Source organism: Rickettsia endosymbiont of Oedothorax gibbosus (assembly GCF_936269705.1).
Classification (GTDB): Bacteria; Pseudomonadota; Alphaproteobacteria; order Rickettsiales; family Rickettsiaceae; genus Tisiphia.
In genome coordinates this window covers 706,204-719,618 of the sequence record NZ_OW370493.1, presented here as the reverse complement: position 1 = coordinate 719,618, position 13,415 = coordinate 706,204, and the positions used below count along the sequence as shown (strand labels likewise).

Sequence of the window (13,415 nt, the reverse complement as noted above, 5' to 3'; positions counted from 1 at the left end):
AATTAACACGGTGTGTTTATCCAGTCTCTATACATAATTGATTTTACTAAATCTACATTATGAGCAAATTGATTCCAAGCGTAACAAGCCATAGTGACGATATCTTCATATACACCATAACATTGGTTAGACAAGAAATGATTTTTGATCCATTCCCAAACTTGTTCCATTGCATTAAGTTCCGGTGCATAGGGCGGAAGCGGTATCAAAGTGATATTGCTTGGCACAGTTAGTTTTTTGGCTGTGTGCCAACCTGCATTATCCGTTAGTAAAGCTATATGTCGGTTGCCTTGAATACTGCGAGAAAGCTCTTCTAAGAATTTATTCATTGCCTGTGTGTTTGCATATGGTAAAATTAATGCAAAAGCTTCTCCTGTATCATGGCAAGCAGCTCCATAAATATATGTTGAAATGAATTGCTGTTGCCGAACTTTACGGGGTCTAGTGCCACGCTTAGCCCATATACGAGTTAAGCTACCTTGTTGCCCAACTCGAGTTTCATCCTGAGACCATATATCATACCAATTGCAATAATTAACACGGTGTGTTTATCCAGTCTCTATACATAATTGATTTTACTAAATCTACATTATGAGCAAATTGATTCCAAGCGTAACAAGCCATAGTGACGATATCTTCATATACACCATAACATTGGTTAGACAAGAAATGATTTTTGATCCATTCCCAAACTTGTTCCATTGCATTAAGTTCCGGTGCATAGGGCGGAAGCGGTATCAAAGTGATATTGCTTGGCACAGTTAGTTTTTTGGCTGTGTGCCAACCTGCATTATCCGTTAGTAAAGCTATATGTCGGTTGCCTTGAATACTGCGAGAAAGCTCTTCTAAGAATTTATTCATTGCCTGTGTGTTTGCATATGGTAAAATTAATGCAAAAGCTTCTCCTGTATCATGGCAAGCAGCTCCATAAATATATGTTGAAATGAATTGCTGTTGCCGAACTTTACGGGGTCTAGTGCCACGCTTAGCCCATATACGAGTTAAGCTACCTTGTTGCCCAACTCGAGTTTCATCCTGAGACCATATATCATACCAATCGCAATAATTAACACGGTGTGTTTATCCAGTCTCTATACATAATTGATTTTACTAAATCTACATTATGAGCAAATTGATTCCAAGCGTAACAAGCCATAGTGACGATATCTTCATATACACCATAACATTGGTTAGACAAGAAATGATTTTTGATCCATTCCCAAACTTGTTCCATTGCATTAAGTTCCGGTGCATAGGGCGGAAGCGGTATCAAAGTGATATTGCTTGGCACAGTTAGTTTTTTGGCTGTGTGCCAACCTGCATTATCCGTTAGTAAAGCTATATGTCGGTTGCCTTGAATACTGCGAGAAAGCTCTTCTAAGAATTTATTCATTGCCTGTGTGTTTGCATATGGTAAAATTAATGCAAAAGCTTCTCCTGTATCATGGCAAGCAGCTCCATAAATATATGTTGAAATGAATTGCTGTTGCCGAACTTTACGGGGTCTAGTGCCACGCTTAGCCCATATACGAGTTAAGCTACCTTGTTGCCCAACTCGAGTTTCATCCTGAGACCATATATCAACTTTACATCTATCGATATTTTTTGGTAATAATTTTGTTAACATGTCTGGGAAGTTTTTTTATATGTATTTTGAGTCTCTTGATTTGACTTTGGATGCATTGAACGAGAAGTAATCCAGCTAAAACCAAGGCGGTGCATAGTATTGTAGACTGTTTTTAAAGCGCATTTAGCACCATATTCCTCAAGTAACATGATATGTAGCTCCTTTCCAGTTATATACCCACCAGTTTTACTTTCACTGAGCGTATTGATTTTATCAAAAAGAGCAGACTCTTGTATAGTGTTAATCTTCCTAGGGGCGCCGCTTCTTTGTGATTCAAATAATCCTTCAAAACCATGATTCCTAAATCTTCTGAGCCATGATTGCACAGTTTTCCAGTGTGACTTCACTATTTCAGATATGGCTTTTAAAGATTTGCCTAATTGAAGGTGATACATCGCCAATAAACGTATACGATTTCGACCATGCGGCTCATGTTTCATCATTTTTATAAAATCATGACCATGAAAACCTTGTGGTAATATTAACCTAGCCATTTGAGTACCTTTATCAGTTAAAAACCCATTTTACACCACTGTGTTAATTATTGCAATTGGTATAACTCCTTTTTCCCTTCTATATTTACAGCAAGTGCTAAATATACTGCTTTATTTATTACTATGTGATTGTCTCTAGATTTTACATAGATACAGTCCAAGTATAATATTGGATACACCCTATCTAAACAACGATTTTGCCACCTAGTTACTTCTTCTATTACCCCATCTGTTATGGTGGATATCAAGTCACCAGATACATCAGTTTGATATATTTCTTCTAAATGCCCTCGGATCTCGCTGACTGTCATACCGCGACCATAAAGGGATATCACTTTCTCATCAAATCCATTAAATCTCCTCAGCCCTTTTGGTATTAATTGAGGATTATACTCTCCTTCCCGATCTCTTGGTACTTCTACTGTCAGCTTACGACCATCCCCATCAATTACTGTCTTCTCATAGCTACCATTACGACGATTATTATCTACTTTTGCCATCTTGCTATGTTTTGAATATCCTAATTCATGATCCAACTCACTTGCTAATATTTTCTCAACTATTTGCTTCTTTAGCTGTTGAAATAAACCATCTCGACCAAATAACTCCGATGGATCTGCTTTTGATAATAATTCTTCTACTAGCTGATTACTGATGTTTAATGTATCTTTATCTGTATCTAATTTTTTAGCCATAATTCCTCCTTGCTTGCTTAAGTTACTTTTTTTACAGTAATCTCTTACTGCTTTCTTTGCAACTTACACAAACTATAGGACAGACTCCTTATAAGTGGTCATGGATATGTTAATTTTCACTTAAATTATGTCTAGATATGCAATTCTTCCTGATTTAAGATAGAATCCCCCCTTACCCCCATTTTTTATTGTACCGGGGACAGTACCATATTAGCTTATTCTATAGCTAATTTTTTCATAACACTATCCCATATATGTTGGTAAGGATAAGATGAAGACAACAAGAATTTAATGCTCCTAGTATTTCTAACCTGAGTTTGACGTAAGCACTAAGGTGGTCCCCTTTGTCTAGACAAAAATTTAGATAAATAGAGATATAATTCACAAAAATTAAATTGTTGTTTTTATACAATATTTTTTTCAAAATATACACATTCTGGAGTTTTATAATCCAAAGCTTGATGCATCCTTTGTCTATTATAAAAGTCCATATATTCGTTAATTGCTGTCTTTGCCTCCTTTACTGTTGTTAAAATAATCCGATAAATTTTTTCCTGTTTTAATGATCGCCAAAAACGTTCAATAAAAATATTATCTAAGGCTCGTCCCTTACCATCCATACTAATCAAGATATTATGTAGCTTTAGCATACTAATAAAATTCTCCGAGGTAAATTGTACTCCTTGATCAGTATTAAATATTTTTGGCATACCATATTTTTCTATAGCGTCTTCAAGGGCTGTTACACAAAATTCACTTTCCAAACTAATGGAGATTCGCCAACTTAGAATATAACGACTATACCAGTCAATAATAGCTACTAAATATACGAACCCTTGGCTCAGTCTTATATACGTTATATCTGCACTCCAAACCTGGTTTGGCAATACTATTTCTAATCCTTTTAGTAAATAAGGATATATTTTATGCGCTTGATTCCTCTTGCTTAAATTTATTTTAGGATAAACAGCTTCAAGACCCATTATCTTGTAGTAACGTCTAACAGCTTTACGACCTACCAAAAAACCTTGGGCTTGTAAATATTTAGCCATCCGCCGCATACCATAATATGGATGCATAGTATAGGTCTCATCAATTATTGCCATAATCTTGATATCTTGTTCACTAATACCAGTAGGTTGATAGTAATAGGTTGACCTGCTAATATCCAATAACTTACACTGTTGTACAATTGTTAACTTATTATGATTAGGCTCTATCATATTACACCTAACCTTTAATTCCAAACAATGCAGATTTTTTTTTGAGCCAGTCACACTCAACGCTTAACTGACCAATTTGCTCATATAGATTCTTGATTAACCCCTGCTGATTTGGATCAGCACTCTGTGTTTTATTCTTAAAACCTTGTACTAACAACTCAAGACCTTGTTTTTTCCAGTTACTGATCTGTGTTGCATGAACACCATACTTACTGGTTATCTGGGCTATTGTTAGCTCTCCCTTAATTGCTTCTATGACAATTTTGGCTTTCTCCTCAGCACTATATTGCCTTACTTGTTTTTTCATCTCTAGCTCTCCTTGTTTGCTAAAGAATTCTATCTCATTTTTCTTATTTTTCTGTCCAAAATATTGGAACCATTATAATATTTAGCACTTGCTGTAAATATAGAAGGGAAAAAGGAGTTACTTGGCATTTGGATAGGCAAAAATGAAGGTGCTAAATTTTGGATGCAAGTAGTTACTGAGTTAAAGAATCGAGGAATTGAACAAATTTATGTTGCTTGTGTGGATGGTTTAAAGGGCTTTCCAGAAGCTATAAGCAGTGTATTCCCGAGTACTATAGTACAATTATGTATTGTACATATGGTTCGCAATTCAGTAAAGTATGTGTCATATAAAGATTTAAAAGAGGTCACATCAGATCTAAAACAAATTTATACAGCTAATAATGACGAAATGGCACGTTTAAAACTTCAGCAATTTGGTGTAAAATGGGATAAAAAATATCCGGTAATTTCTGATATTTGGCAACGTAATTGGTCTGGGATAATACCGTTTTTTGCCTTTCCTGAAGAGAACAGAAAGGTAATTTATACTACTAACACTATAGAATCTGTAAATCGTCAAATTAGAAAAATTATCAAAAATAAGGGGGTGTTTCCAGATGATAAGTCAATTCAAAAAATAATATTTTTATCCCTACAAAATGCAGCCAAAAAATGGACCATGCCTATTAAAGATTGGTCTTTAGCTTTAAATCAATTTGAAATACTTTGTGGAGATTTTAAATATGATTTATTGGAAAATAAAAAATGAACTTTGTGAGTAGACCTAACCAATTGCTTGGTTAAGCCCCTCCTCAGAACCGGACATGCAGAGCTACCGCATCCGGCTCCCGAAAGGTAAGATAGGCTTGTACCCTATTTTTTTTTTGTTGGTTTTAGAACATTGAAATGGTCTTCCACTTATTTGGAAAGTCGACCCTTTTGAGTATTTCAGCTAATCTTTGCCAATTCATCTTACGCTTCCCACCCATTCTATTAAACCACCCATATATTGCTCGCCTAGTTTGGTGAATAAATGAACTTACTCGTCTTTGATTATCTGATATACCATGATAATTGATCCACCCCTTTGTAGCTCTAATGACTTGCAATAATATCTGTTCTTTGCCCCTCTCATTAAGGTGACTTCGTAGATATTCTCTTAGCCCTTTAAGCTTCTCGGTAAATCGATCTTTCCTTGTGGTATATTTTAATCTCCATATGTTACCAAACCTTGATTTACCCCAATAGCAAGTAAAGCCAAGAAAATTATAACTCTTGATCTTCTTACCTTGCTTAGCTAAGTCCTCAGCATGGTATCTACCGGACTGAATCATCTGCGATTTAGCTTCATTGATGTTCAAGCCATACTTGTTTAATCTTTTGGGCAAAACCTCATAAAACTTCCTCGCGTCTTCTTCATTCTCAAAGACGAACACCATATCGTCACAATACCTCACCATTCCAGTTTGCCCTCTTATGTTTTCCTTGCTGATTTTAGCAAACCAACAGTCAATAACATAATGTAGGAAGACATTTGCCAAAATTGGTGATGTTTTAGACCCTTGGCGGCATCCTTCCTTGTTAGTAACTGTAATGCCGTTTTCTATAATTGGTGTTTCCATCAGTTTCATAACTAGTCTTAGGAATCTTTTGTCAGATATTCTCTTTCTTAGGAATCCCATCAACTCAGAATGTTTGATTGAATTGAAGCACTTAGTTATATCAATTTCAACTACAGCTCCTTTATTGAAGTTATACGTAAGTCTATTCAACTCCTTAAGTGCATCATGGGCGTTTAATTTAGGTCGAAACCCGTAAGAACATTTTAAGAATATTGGCTCGAACACTGAGTTTAATATCTTGCTTACTGCCGACTCGATTATCTTGTCTTCAAAGCATGATATTACCAAAGGTCTTTTGCCTCCATCTTCTTTTGGAATCAATGTAATTCGTGCAGGTTTAGCTTGATATTGCCCCTTGCGAATTTTAGTAAGGAGCGAGAGCAAATTTGCTTCCAACTTCTTACCATAAACCGCTTTGGTTATACCATCTATTCCTACAGCTTTCTTGCTATCAAGTTCCTTATATTGTTCTTCTAACATCTTTAAATCAATAATATGTCCAAGATTATTAAACTTTATGTCTTGATTTTGTGATGATAGCAACTTTATACGCTCAAGTTTCGTTGACCATGTATTTCCGTCTATGCTGTGTACGGTCATTGTTTCCCTCTTACGTTCTTACCTTTCTGTCAGCCCTTCGCTCCACTCCCATTACGAAGCTTCATCACTACTACAACTGACTCAGCCATCCTTAACACCATCTCCAAAGCCTTATGTTTCGGCACTTGTACTTTGAATACTTACTTAACTCAGTAAGAGTTATAAGGACTTCTCAAGTTGTGTCATTAATCTCTACAAACTCGCTGACGCCTGAGACCCCGATGGTTGAAAACTTTCGGATTTTCGCTAGTTTGACCTCTAGTTTTCTCTTGTCTACTGCGTTGTGTAGCACATCGACTTCCACTACCAATATCATTTCAGGGCTATCACGTTCACCATTTGGTTTCGGCTCGGATGTTTCGCTGTCTACGCTTTACTACTGTCGTTACCTTCAGCAGCACAAGACTCGCTATATGGTGGAGCTAGCTACTCCTTCCATAACAGGACTTTCACCCGTAAGATTAATGCACCTTATCTTGACGCACACACAAATTAAATGATTGACTCCAAACTGGTCAATATTATATCGACTCTACTAAACTTCCTGCTTGCCATAATTTAAGAATTAATAGACATAAAGTATTCAAAGACATAGCAAAAAGAGGTAAGACTTCCACTGGGTGGTTCTTTGGTTGTAAGCTACATATTGTCATTAACAGTTGCGGAGAGATTATGAGTTTTTCTTTAACTCCAGGAAATGTTGATGATAGAGCAGTGGTGGAAAATTTAGTAGATAAATTACAAGGCTGGCTTTTTGGTGATCGTGGGTATATCAGTAAAAAACTCACTCAATCCCTTGCTAATCAAGGTTTAGAACTAATAACAAAAATTAAAAGTAATATGAAAGAAAGAATAATAGATCCTATTAAAAAGCGGTTTTTAAATAAAAGGTATATTATTGAAACCATTAACGATCAACTAAAAAACCTTTGTCATATAGACCATACAAGGCACAGATCTGTTATGAATTTTCAAACTAACGTATTAGCTGGACTGCTTGCCTATGTTTTTAAGCCTAATAAAATTTCTGTAGCTTTTGGAAAATTAAACAATCTCAACCTTCCTCTTACATCAAACTGAGGTTATTTCTAATAATTACTGCTCCAATTTTGAACAATTTTAAACGCACCGTTCCTACCAAGGCTTTAGCTAATTCAGTACCTTGTAAAAACTTATCACGTATATATTTTACTAATGTATAGGCAAGGCTTGACAAAATTAGTCTGAGTTGATTAGCCCACCATTTATGGCATGAAGTGCGATCGGCAAATAGCTCTAACTGTTGCTCTTTTATACGATTTTCCATATCTCCACGTGCACAGTAATTTTTATCATATAAATCTTCTGGCTTACCTGCTAAATTAGTTACTATATATCTTGGATTCTCACCAAGGCTAGTTACTTCTGATTTACCAACTATCTTACGATGACGACTCCAGCTATCAGCTTTATATTTAAATTCACTAAAAAAGCGTTGCTTCTCTTTGCTAATTGTGAAGGCTTCGTTAGATTGTTGCATCAATGGCTCAAGCAGCTTGTTGAGTCTAGTATTTTGGGCTATTCCGACTATATATTTTACATTATTTTCATCACACCAATCCAGCATCTGATGACGACAAAATCCACCATCACCACGAAAAATAATCTCTACTTCAGGCCACGATTGACGAAAACGCTTGACTAATAGAGATAATATTGCCCAGCTATGCTTTGCTTGTTCTAGCTTTGAGCTGCGAAGATTGCTTACTAACAGCTTTTTTCCACAAAAAACATATAAAGGTAGAAAGCAATTATGACGATAATATCCATGATAAAACTTCCCCTCTTGATTGCCATAAATTTCATCATCAGTGGCATCAAAATCAAGTATTAATTGTTTCGGCACGGTTTTATGAGATTCGACAAACTTGTCAATCATCACCTTATGAGCTTTAAGAGCAAATCCACGATCTGCTTTACGTCAATTCGGGATAAGGATATTGTGAACATGTAGATTAAAATCAAATTTTGTTGAAGGTTTATTTTTCTTTAATGAGTAAGCAACAAGAGTAGATAATATATGGACAAAGGCATTTATTGGTGATCTATGTCTAGTATGTTCAAGGTTCATTTTATTTTTTAGATAATCAAAAACTGTTTCAATTAAGTTACGCTTTCGAAGTAAGATTTTTTCTTTCAAATCCATTAATTTATTTTCCATATTCTTCTTAATTCCATGAATCATTTTTAAGCCTCTTTCATATAAATTTAAGAACAAATTTTGCTTAATATAACCTTTATCAGCTGCTATAATTCCAGTTAATCTTTTTGTTAACTCCGGTACTGGAACCCTATCATCTACATTGCCTTTGGTCACTTTTAATGCCATAAACTCCCCTTTATTATTGATTATTACATGTAATTTAAAACCATAAAAATACCCCATAGAGGATTTACTATGTTTGGCTAATCCTTTAAAAACTTTATTGCTATAACGCCTTTTATTGTGACAAGCTTTAATCGTTGTAGAGTCAATAAAATAAATACCTGTTTCCTCACCAAACAACAAATGAATCAACATATTTAGCGGTATGAATAATCGTGCCATTAATTCAACAAATCTATTATAACTCAAGGCTTTGGGAAAATCATCCTTATGCATGCACTCTATATAACTTTTATAGAAAAATTTAAAATTCTTAGCATAGGATGTATGAAACATAATTATTATTGTTAACATTTCACTTAGACTCATGCTACAACAGCGATTTCTTTGCTTATTTGATGGTAATAACTTTCTCTGTTCATACTCCAAATAAATTTTACAAAAATCATCTATAAAACTATATAATTCTGTGATATCTTTTTTCATGCCTGTAGTTTGTTTTTTTGTTTAAAAATATAAATACTGCAGGCACTCCTTTTTGACAATCCTTTTATCTATTACTATTTCATCTATATCTTATCCCGAACTGACGTGCTTTATTTTCTAAACGGCATAAAGTAGAGCTACTAGCCATATCGTCCAGTGTGTCTATACTTGTTTGCAAAGCTGGACATTTTCTTAAATTATCGTGATCATTTAAATCTTCATAACCAAGAGCAATACCATAAATACGCTGTTTGAGCATTGTTAAAATAGTATGAGTAATTTTATCGGAATCTCGCTTATCAGGAAAAATCTTAGCCAGTTCATTAGTTAGACCAAGTCTTTTATCTGCTTCTCTTAGCAATAATACACCTCCATCGCTACTAATATTACCTCCTGTGAAATTTATTTCTATTTGACGATTTTTTACTTTCGATTGGTAAATTAATCCTGTACAATTTGTCATGGCAAAACCCTCTATGTAATCTTCTTTTAACACTGATATTATATAGTATTACAAGGGTTTTGTCTCTATTCTTTCATGCAATATTCAGGATAAGATTAGTTTTAGGAGGGATTACCAAACAGGGAGATAGATATGCCAGAACTATGTTGATTCAAGCCGCAAGGACAATAGCAATAAGAGCAAAAAGTGGTAAGGAATCGAAAGATAAACTAGTGCAGTGGGCAGTGAAGAAATTTGCTGAAAATAAATCATATAATATTATATGTGTTGGTTTAGCAAATAAGTTAGCAAGGATTGCTTATGCAGTAGTCACCAATGGTAGCGAATATGTTGCAAATTAGTTTAGTTGAGAAAAAAGAAGAAATTATGTCAACTAAATAAAAATTGGTAATTGATAAATATTGCGAGTAAAGAATAGTAACAATAAAGAGAACGAAAGTTAAAGAGTTAATGAATAAGTATTCTGAATAAAATCCGTAATTATGTCGAGGCTCTAGAAGCCGTGGGAATGAGAGGTCACTCAAGGATATTTATAAGAATGCAGAAACCATTATGGCACTCGATGCCGAATATATGACCGCTTCCTTTGTGGCTCTATTTTTTTATTTTCTTTGTTGACAAATTCACTCGTCCATATATGACACAATGTCATCCCTGCGTAGGTAGAGGGGTCTATATCAACTTAGAAATAGTTTTCCCACCAATAATATGGAAGTGAAAATGAAACACACTTTGTCCGGATATCACACCTTTATTGGTAATTAAACGGTAGCCATCTTGCTCTAAACCTACTAGAGATGCAATATAAGATAGTTTGGTAAAATAATCTTTAATTTCATCGCCAGAAGCTTTAAGGATAAAGTCGCTATAGTCAACATACTCCTTTTTCGGTATAACTATTACATGTACCGGAGCTACAGGATTTATATCGTTAAACGCTATTAGATTCTCATCTTCATATATTATTTCTGCTGGCAGATACTTGCCAATAATTTTTGCAAAAACATTATTTTTGTCATACATATTCATTATACTCTAATTCTTATTGCCTACTTAAGTGTTTTAAAAATTTTAATTCAGCTTCTATCTCAGATTTTGCTAATATTATTTCTGTCAGTCGGTATTTTCTTTGTTTCAAATCATATTCTCTCATATCAGCAGCAAAGAAACCAAATATTAACATAATAGCTATTCGACTGGCAAAGGTAAGATAAGTAAAACCTAAACTTGATATAGCTACACTTATTATTAAAGTAATTATTAGTGCTAACCACATTCTGTGATATAATGCCCAAAACATATTAAAAAATGCAGCAAATAACGAAAAACCCTGTTTGATAATAATAAAATCATTATCTTTTTTTTGAGGATTAACATATATTGAATAAATATTCATAGGAGAGTCTTGTAATTATGATACTGAATGATTACTTAAACACCATAATAATAAACAAACAACTAAACATCAATAGCTAAACATCAATATTTAGAAGATTATTTATGTCAGACAACTCATTACACGGGACTACTATACTGTGCTTAAGAAAAGGCGGAGAAGTCGTGATTACCGCTGATGGTCAGGTTTCCCTTGGTAATACAATTTTAAAATCGACAGCCAAAAAATTAAGAACTATGTTCAATAATAGTATTATTGCGGGCTTTGCTGGCTCTACTGCAGATGCTCTAACTTTATTTGAAAAACTAGAGTTAAAGCTAGAAAAATATTCATACCAGTTACTGAGAAGTGCAGTAGAATTGGCAAAAGAGTGGCGTAGCGATAAATATTTACGTAAACTTGAAGCAATGATGATTGTTGCAGATAAAAAAAATATATTAATTCTAACTGGTAATGGTGATGTAGTTGAACCTGACGGGGATGCTGCTGCCATTGGTTCTGGTGGATTATATGCCCTGGCAAGTGCTAGGGGATTAATGTCTTTTGATAATAACCTAACTGCAGAAGAGATTGCTTTAAAATCAATGCATATTGCAGCTGACATTTGTGTTTTCTCTAATCATAACATTATTTTAGAAAAAGTTATATGAGTACTAGTATTAAGAAAAAATCCGCGGGAACTCCTGCTAAATCTGTAAAAACTTCGGTTAAACCTGTAGGAACTCCACCTAAATCAGTGGAAATTCCGGCTAAATCTATGGGATTAACTCCTTCTAAAATCGTAGCTGAGCTTGATAGATTCATTGTTGGACAATATAAGGCTAAAAAAGCTGTGGCGATCGCTTTACGTAATCGCTGTAGGCGTAGAAATGTAGCCGAGCCACTTCGTCAAGAAATCGTTCCAAAAAATATTTTAATGATTGGACCAACTGGCGTAGGTAAGACTGAAATTGCTAGAAGGCTTGCTAAGCTTAGCGGCTCACCTTTTCTTAAAATAGAAGCCACTAAATTTACTGAAGTAGGATATGTTGGACGAGACGTTGAGTCAATAATACGAGATTTAGTGGAGATAGCTGTTAACAACCAAAAAGCTAATGCTAAAAAAGAAGTTATTGCTAATGCAACTTTAAAAACTGTAGAAAGAGTATTGGACGCTTTAGTAGGCAAAGCGGCATCAGTTGAGAGTAGAGAGAAATTTCTTCTTAAGCTTGAAAAAGGTGAACTCGATGATAATGAAATTGAGATCAATATAGCAGATTCAGGTAGCATATTTGGTGGTAATTTTGAAATTCCTGGTATGCCAGGAGCGGCTATGGGTGTGTTAAATGTTTCTGATATGATCAGCAAAGTCATCGGTACTAGTAAAACAAAAAACAAAAAAATGCTAGTTAAAGATGCTATGTTAACTATCTTGGCTGAAGAGTCAGATAAATTGATTGATCAAGAAAAAATTACTCAAGATGCATTAGTGCTAGTACAAAATGATGGTATAGTATTTTTGGATGAGATTGATAAAATCACTTCAAGACCGGAGGGAAAAAGCTCAGAGATTAGTAGAGAGGGGGTACAGAGGGATTTATTACCTATTATTGAGGGTACAACAGTTAATACTAAGTATGGTCCTGTAGAAACTGCTCATATATTATTTATAGCATCAGGGGCTTTTCATTTATCAAAACCATCTGATTTATTGCCTGAGCTGCAAGGAAGACTACCTATTAGGGTAGAGTTAAGCTCACTCACTAAGGAAGATATGGTGAAAATCTTGGTTGAACCAGAATCAAGTTTAATAAAACAATATTCAGCCTTAATTGGTACCGAAGGGGTAGAATTACAATTTACTGATAAGGCAATAGATAAGATTGCTACTTATGCGGCAAAAGTTAACTTAGAAATTGAAGATATTGGAGCAAGAAGATTGCATACTATTTTAGAAAATTTATTGGAGGATATAAGTTTTAATGCAAGTGACATGAAAGAAAAAAAGGTAGTTATGGAGGATCATTTTGTCGATCAGCAATTATCAAAAATTATCAAAAATCTGGATTTAGTAAAATTTATTTTGTAAATGATAGTTCATCTTGGCAGTTTAACCTTTAGTGGTATAGACATTATTGATGTCGATGTGCAAGTACAGATATCGCCAGGTATACCTA

16 protein-coding genes and 2 pseudogenes are annotated in these 13,415 nt (G+C 34.5%); 5 read left to right on the top strand and 13 right to left on the bottom strand.

Going from position 1 to position 13,415, the window contains the following annotated elements:
- Positions 1-2 precede the first annotated feature (2 nt).
- The 7 genes from NBW66_RS03980 to NBW66_RS03950 form a co-directional block, all read right to left on the bottom strand.
- Positions 3-515 (bottom strand): IS630 family transposase, encoded by a 513-nt coding sequence (locus NBW66_RS03980; RefSeq protein ID WP_284346812.1) that lies wholly within the window; start codon positions 513-515, stop codon positions 3-5.
- Between the two features lie 19 nt (positions 516-534).
- The gene (locus tag NBW66_RS03975; protein ID WP_284346812.1) at positions 535-1,047 is read right to left on the bottom strand and encodes an IS630 family transposase; all 513 of its coding nucleotides are present in this window, start codon (positions 1,045-1,047) and stop codon (positions 535-537) included.
- A gap of 19 nt (positions 1,048-1,066) precedes the next feature.
- Complete coding sequence (locus tag NBW66_RS03970; RefSeq protein ID WP_250310543.1) at positions 1,067-1,627, bottom strand: IS630 family transposase; 561 nt, start codon at positions 1,625-1,627, stop codon at positions 1,067-1,069.
- Positions 1,621-2,121 (bottom strand): helix-turn-helix domain-containing protein, encoded by a 501-nt coding sequence (locus tag NBW66_RS03965; RefSeq protein WP_250310542.1) that lies wholly within the window; start codon positions 2,119-2,121, stop codon positions 1,621-1,623. The genes NBW66_RS03970 and NBW66_RS03965 overlap by 7 nt, the downstream gene beginning before the upstream one ends.
- Before the next feature lie 47 nt (positions 2,122-2,168).
- Positions 2,169-2,816, bottom strand: a complete 648-nt coding sequence (locus NBW66_RS03960) for an IS256 family transposase (protein WP_250311804.1) — start codon at positions 2,814-2,816, stop codon at positions 2,169-2,171.
- Positions 2,817-3,220: 404 nt separating this feature from the next.
- Positions 3,221-4,039: an IS3 family transposase gene (locus NBW66_RS03955; RefSeq protein WP_250311575.1), complete on the bottom strand. Its 819-nt coding sequence runs from the start codon at positions 4,037-4,039 to the stop codon at positions 3,221-3,223.
- 7 nt (positions 4,040-4,046) lie between these two features.
- The gene (locus NBW66_RS03950) at positions 4,047-4,346 is read right to left on the bottom strand and encodes a transposase (RefSeq protein ID WP_094649795.1); all 300 of its coding nucleotides are present in this window, start codon (positions 4,344-4,346) and stop codon (positions 4,047-4,049) included.
- A 78-nt stretch (positions 4,347-4,424) separates the two neighbouring features.
- Here NBW66_RS03950 and NBW66_RS03945 point away from each other — a divergent pair.
- Positions 4,425-5,096: pseudogene (locus tag NBW66_RS03945) on the top strand (IS256 family transposase); the annotation flags it as partial.
- 124 nt (positions 5,097-5,220) lie between these two features.
- Here NBW66_RS03945 and NBW66_RS03940 read toward each other — a convergent pair.
- Entirely contained in the window at positions 5,221-6,549 is a 1,329-nt protein-coding gene (locus NBW66_RS03940; RefSeq protein WP_250310618.1) for a reverse transcriptase domain-containing protein, read from the bottom strand.
- Positions 6,550-7,056: 507 nt separating this feature from the next.
- On the opposite strand from NBW66_RS03940, the pseudogene NBW66_RS03935 reads away from it, so the two are divergent.
- Positions 7,057-7,629, top strand: a pseudogene (locus NBW66_RS03935) (IS982 family transposase); the annotation flags it as partial.
- Here the strand turns inward: NBW66_RS03935 and NBW66_RS03930 are convergent.
- From NBW66_RS03930 to NBW66_RS03920, 3 genes are all read right to left on the bottom strand, one after another.
- Positions 7,616-8,470 (bottom strand): IS1380 family transposase, encoded by an 855-nt coding sequence (locus NBW66_RS03930; RefSeq protein ID WP_284346720.1) that lies wholly within the window; start codon positions 8,468-8,470, stop codon positions 7,616-7,618. The pseudogene NBW66_RS03935 and the gene NBW66_RS03930 sit on opposite strands and share 14 nt — an antisense overlap.
- Before the next feature lie 39 nt (positions 8,471-8,509).
- Positions 8,510-9,400: an IS982 family transposase gene (locus tag NBW66_RS03925; protein WP_250310582.1), complete on the bottom strand. Its 891-nt coding sequence runs from the start codon at positions 9,398-9,400 to the stop codon at positions 8,510-8,512.
- A 79-nt stretch (positions 9,401-9,479) separates the two neighbouring features.
- On the bottom strand, positions 9,480-9,896 hold the full coding sequence (locus NBW66_RS03920) for a transposase (RefSeq protein ID WP_250311802.1): 417 nt from the start codon (positions 9,894-9,896) through the stop codon (positions 9,480-9,482).
- A gap of 26 nt (positions 9,897-9,922) precedes the next feature.
- On the opposite strand from NBW66_RS03920, the gene NBW66_RS03915 reads away from it, so the two are divergent.
- Entirely contained in the window at positions 9,923-10,204 is a 282-nt protein-coding gene (locus tag NBW66_RS03915; protein WP_250311801.1) for a hypothetical protein, read from the top strand.
- 331 nt (positions 10,205-10,535) lie between these two features.
- On the opposite strand, the gene NBW66_RS03910 is transcribed toward NBW66_RS03915, so the two are convergent.
- Positions 10,536-10,886 carry an HIT domain-containing protein gene (locus tag NBW66_RS03910; RefSeq protein ID WP_250311800.1) on the bottom strand — a complete coding sequence of 117 codons (351 nt, stop codon included), beginning with the start codon at positions 10,884-10,886 and terminating at the stop codon, positions 10,536-10,538.
- A 19-nt stretch (positions 10,887-10,905) separates the two neighbouring features.
- On the bottom strand, positions 10,906-11,259 hold the full coding sequence (locus NBW66_RS03905) for a DUF2628 domain-containing protein (RefSeq protein ID WP_250311799.1): 354 nt from the start codon (positions 11,257-11,259) through the stop codon (positions 10,906-10,908).
- A 104-nt stretch (positions 11,260-11,363) separates the two neighbouring features.
- On the opposite strand from NBW66_RS03905, the gene hslV reads away from it, so the two are divergent.
- A complete protein-coding gene (gene hslV / locus NBW66_RS03900) occupies positions 11,364-11,909 on the top strand; it encodes an ATP-dependent protease subunit HslV (RefSeq protein ID WP_250311798.1) in 546 nt (181 codons plus the stop codon).
- Positions 11,910-12,016: 107 nt separating this feature from the next.
- Positions 12,017-13,327, top strand: coding sequence for an ATP-dependent protease ATPase subunit HslU (gene hslU, locus NBW66_RS03895; RefSeq protein WP_250312254.1), 1,311 nt, complete (start codon positions 12,017-12,019; stop codon positions 13,325-13,327).
- Positions 13,328-13,415 lie beyond the last annotated feature (88 nt).

Excerpts from the sequence above, each read along its gene's own strand:
- NBW66_RS03970 (WP_250310543.1), bottom strand. The coding sequence starts at position 1,627 with ATGTTAACAAAATTATTACCAAAAAATATCGATAGATGTAAAGTTGAT.
- NBW66_RS03965 (WP_250310542.1), bottom strand. The coding sequence starts at position 2,121 with ATGGCTAGGTTAATATTACCACAAGGTTTTCATGGTCATGATTTTATA.
- NBW66_RS03960 (WP_250311804.1), bottom strand. The coding sequence starts at position 2,816 with ATGGCTAAAAAATTAGATACAGATAAAGATACATTAAACATCAGTAAT.
- NBW66_RS03955 (WP_250311575.1), bottom strand. The coding sequence starts at position 4,039 with ATGATAGAGCCTAATCATAATAAGTTAACAATTGTACAACAGTGTAAG.
- NBW66_RS03950 (WP_094649795.1), bottom strand. The coding sequence starts at position 4,346 with ATGAAAAAACAAGTAAGGCAATATAGTGCTGAGGAGAAAGCCAAAATT.
- NBW66_RS03940 (WP_250310618.1), bottom strand. The coding sequence starts at position 6,549 with ATGACCGTACACAGCATAGACGGAAATACATGGTCAACGAAACTTGAG.
- NBW66_RS03925 (WP_250310582.1), bottom strand. The coding sequence starts at position 9,400 with ATGAAAAAAGATATCACAGAATTATATAGTTTTATAGATGATTTTTGT.
- NBW66_RS03910 (WP_250311800.1), bottom strand. The coding sequence starts at position 10,886 with ATGTATGACAAAAATAATGTTTTTGCAAAAATTATTGGCAAGTATCTG.
- NBW66_RS03905 (WP_250311799.1), bottom strand. The coding sequence starts at position 11,259 with ATGAATATTTATTCAATATATGTTAATCCTCAAAAAAAAGATAATGAT.
- hslV (WP_250311798.1), top strand. The coding sequence starts at position 11,364 with ATGTCAGACAACTCATTACACGGGACTACTATACTGTGCTTAAGAAAA.
- hslU (WP_250312254.1), top strand. The coding sequence starts at position 12,017 with ATGGGATTAACTCCTTCTAAAATCGTAGCTGAGCTTGATAGATTCATT.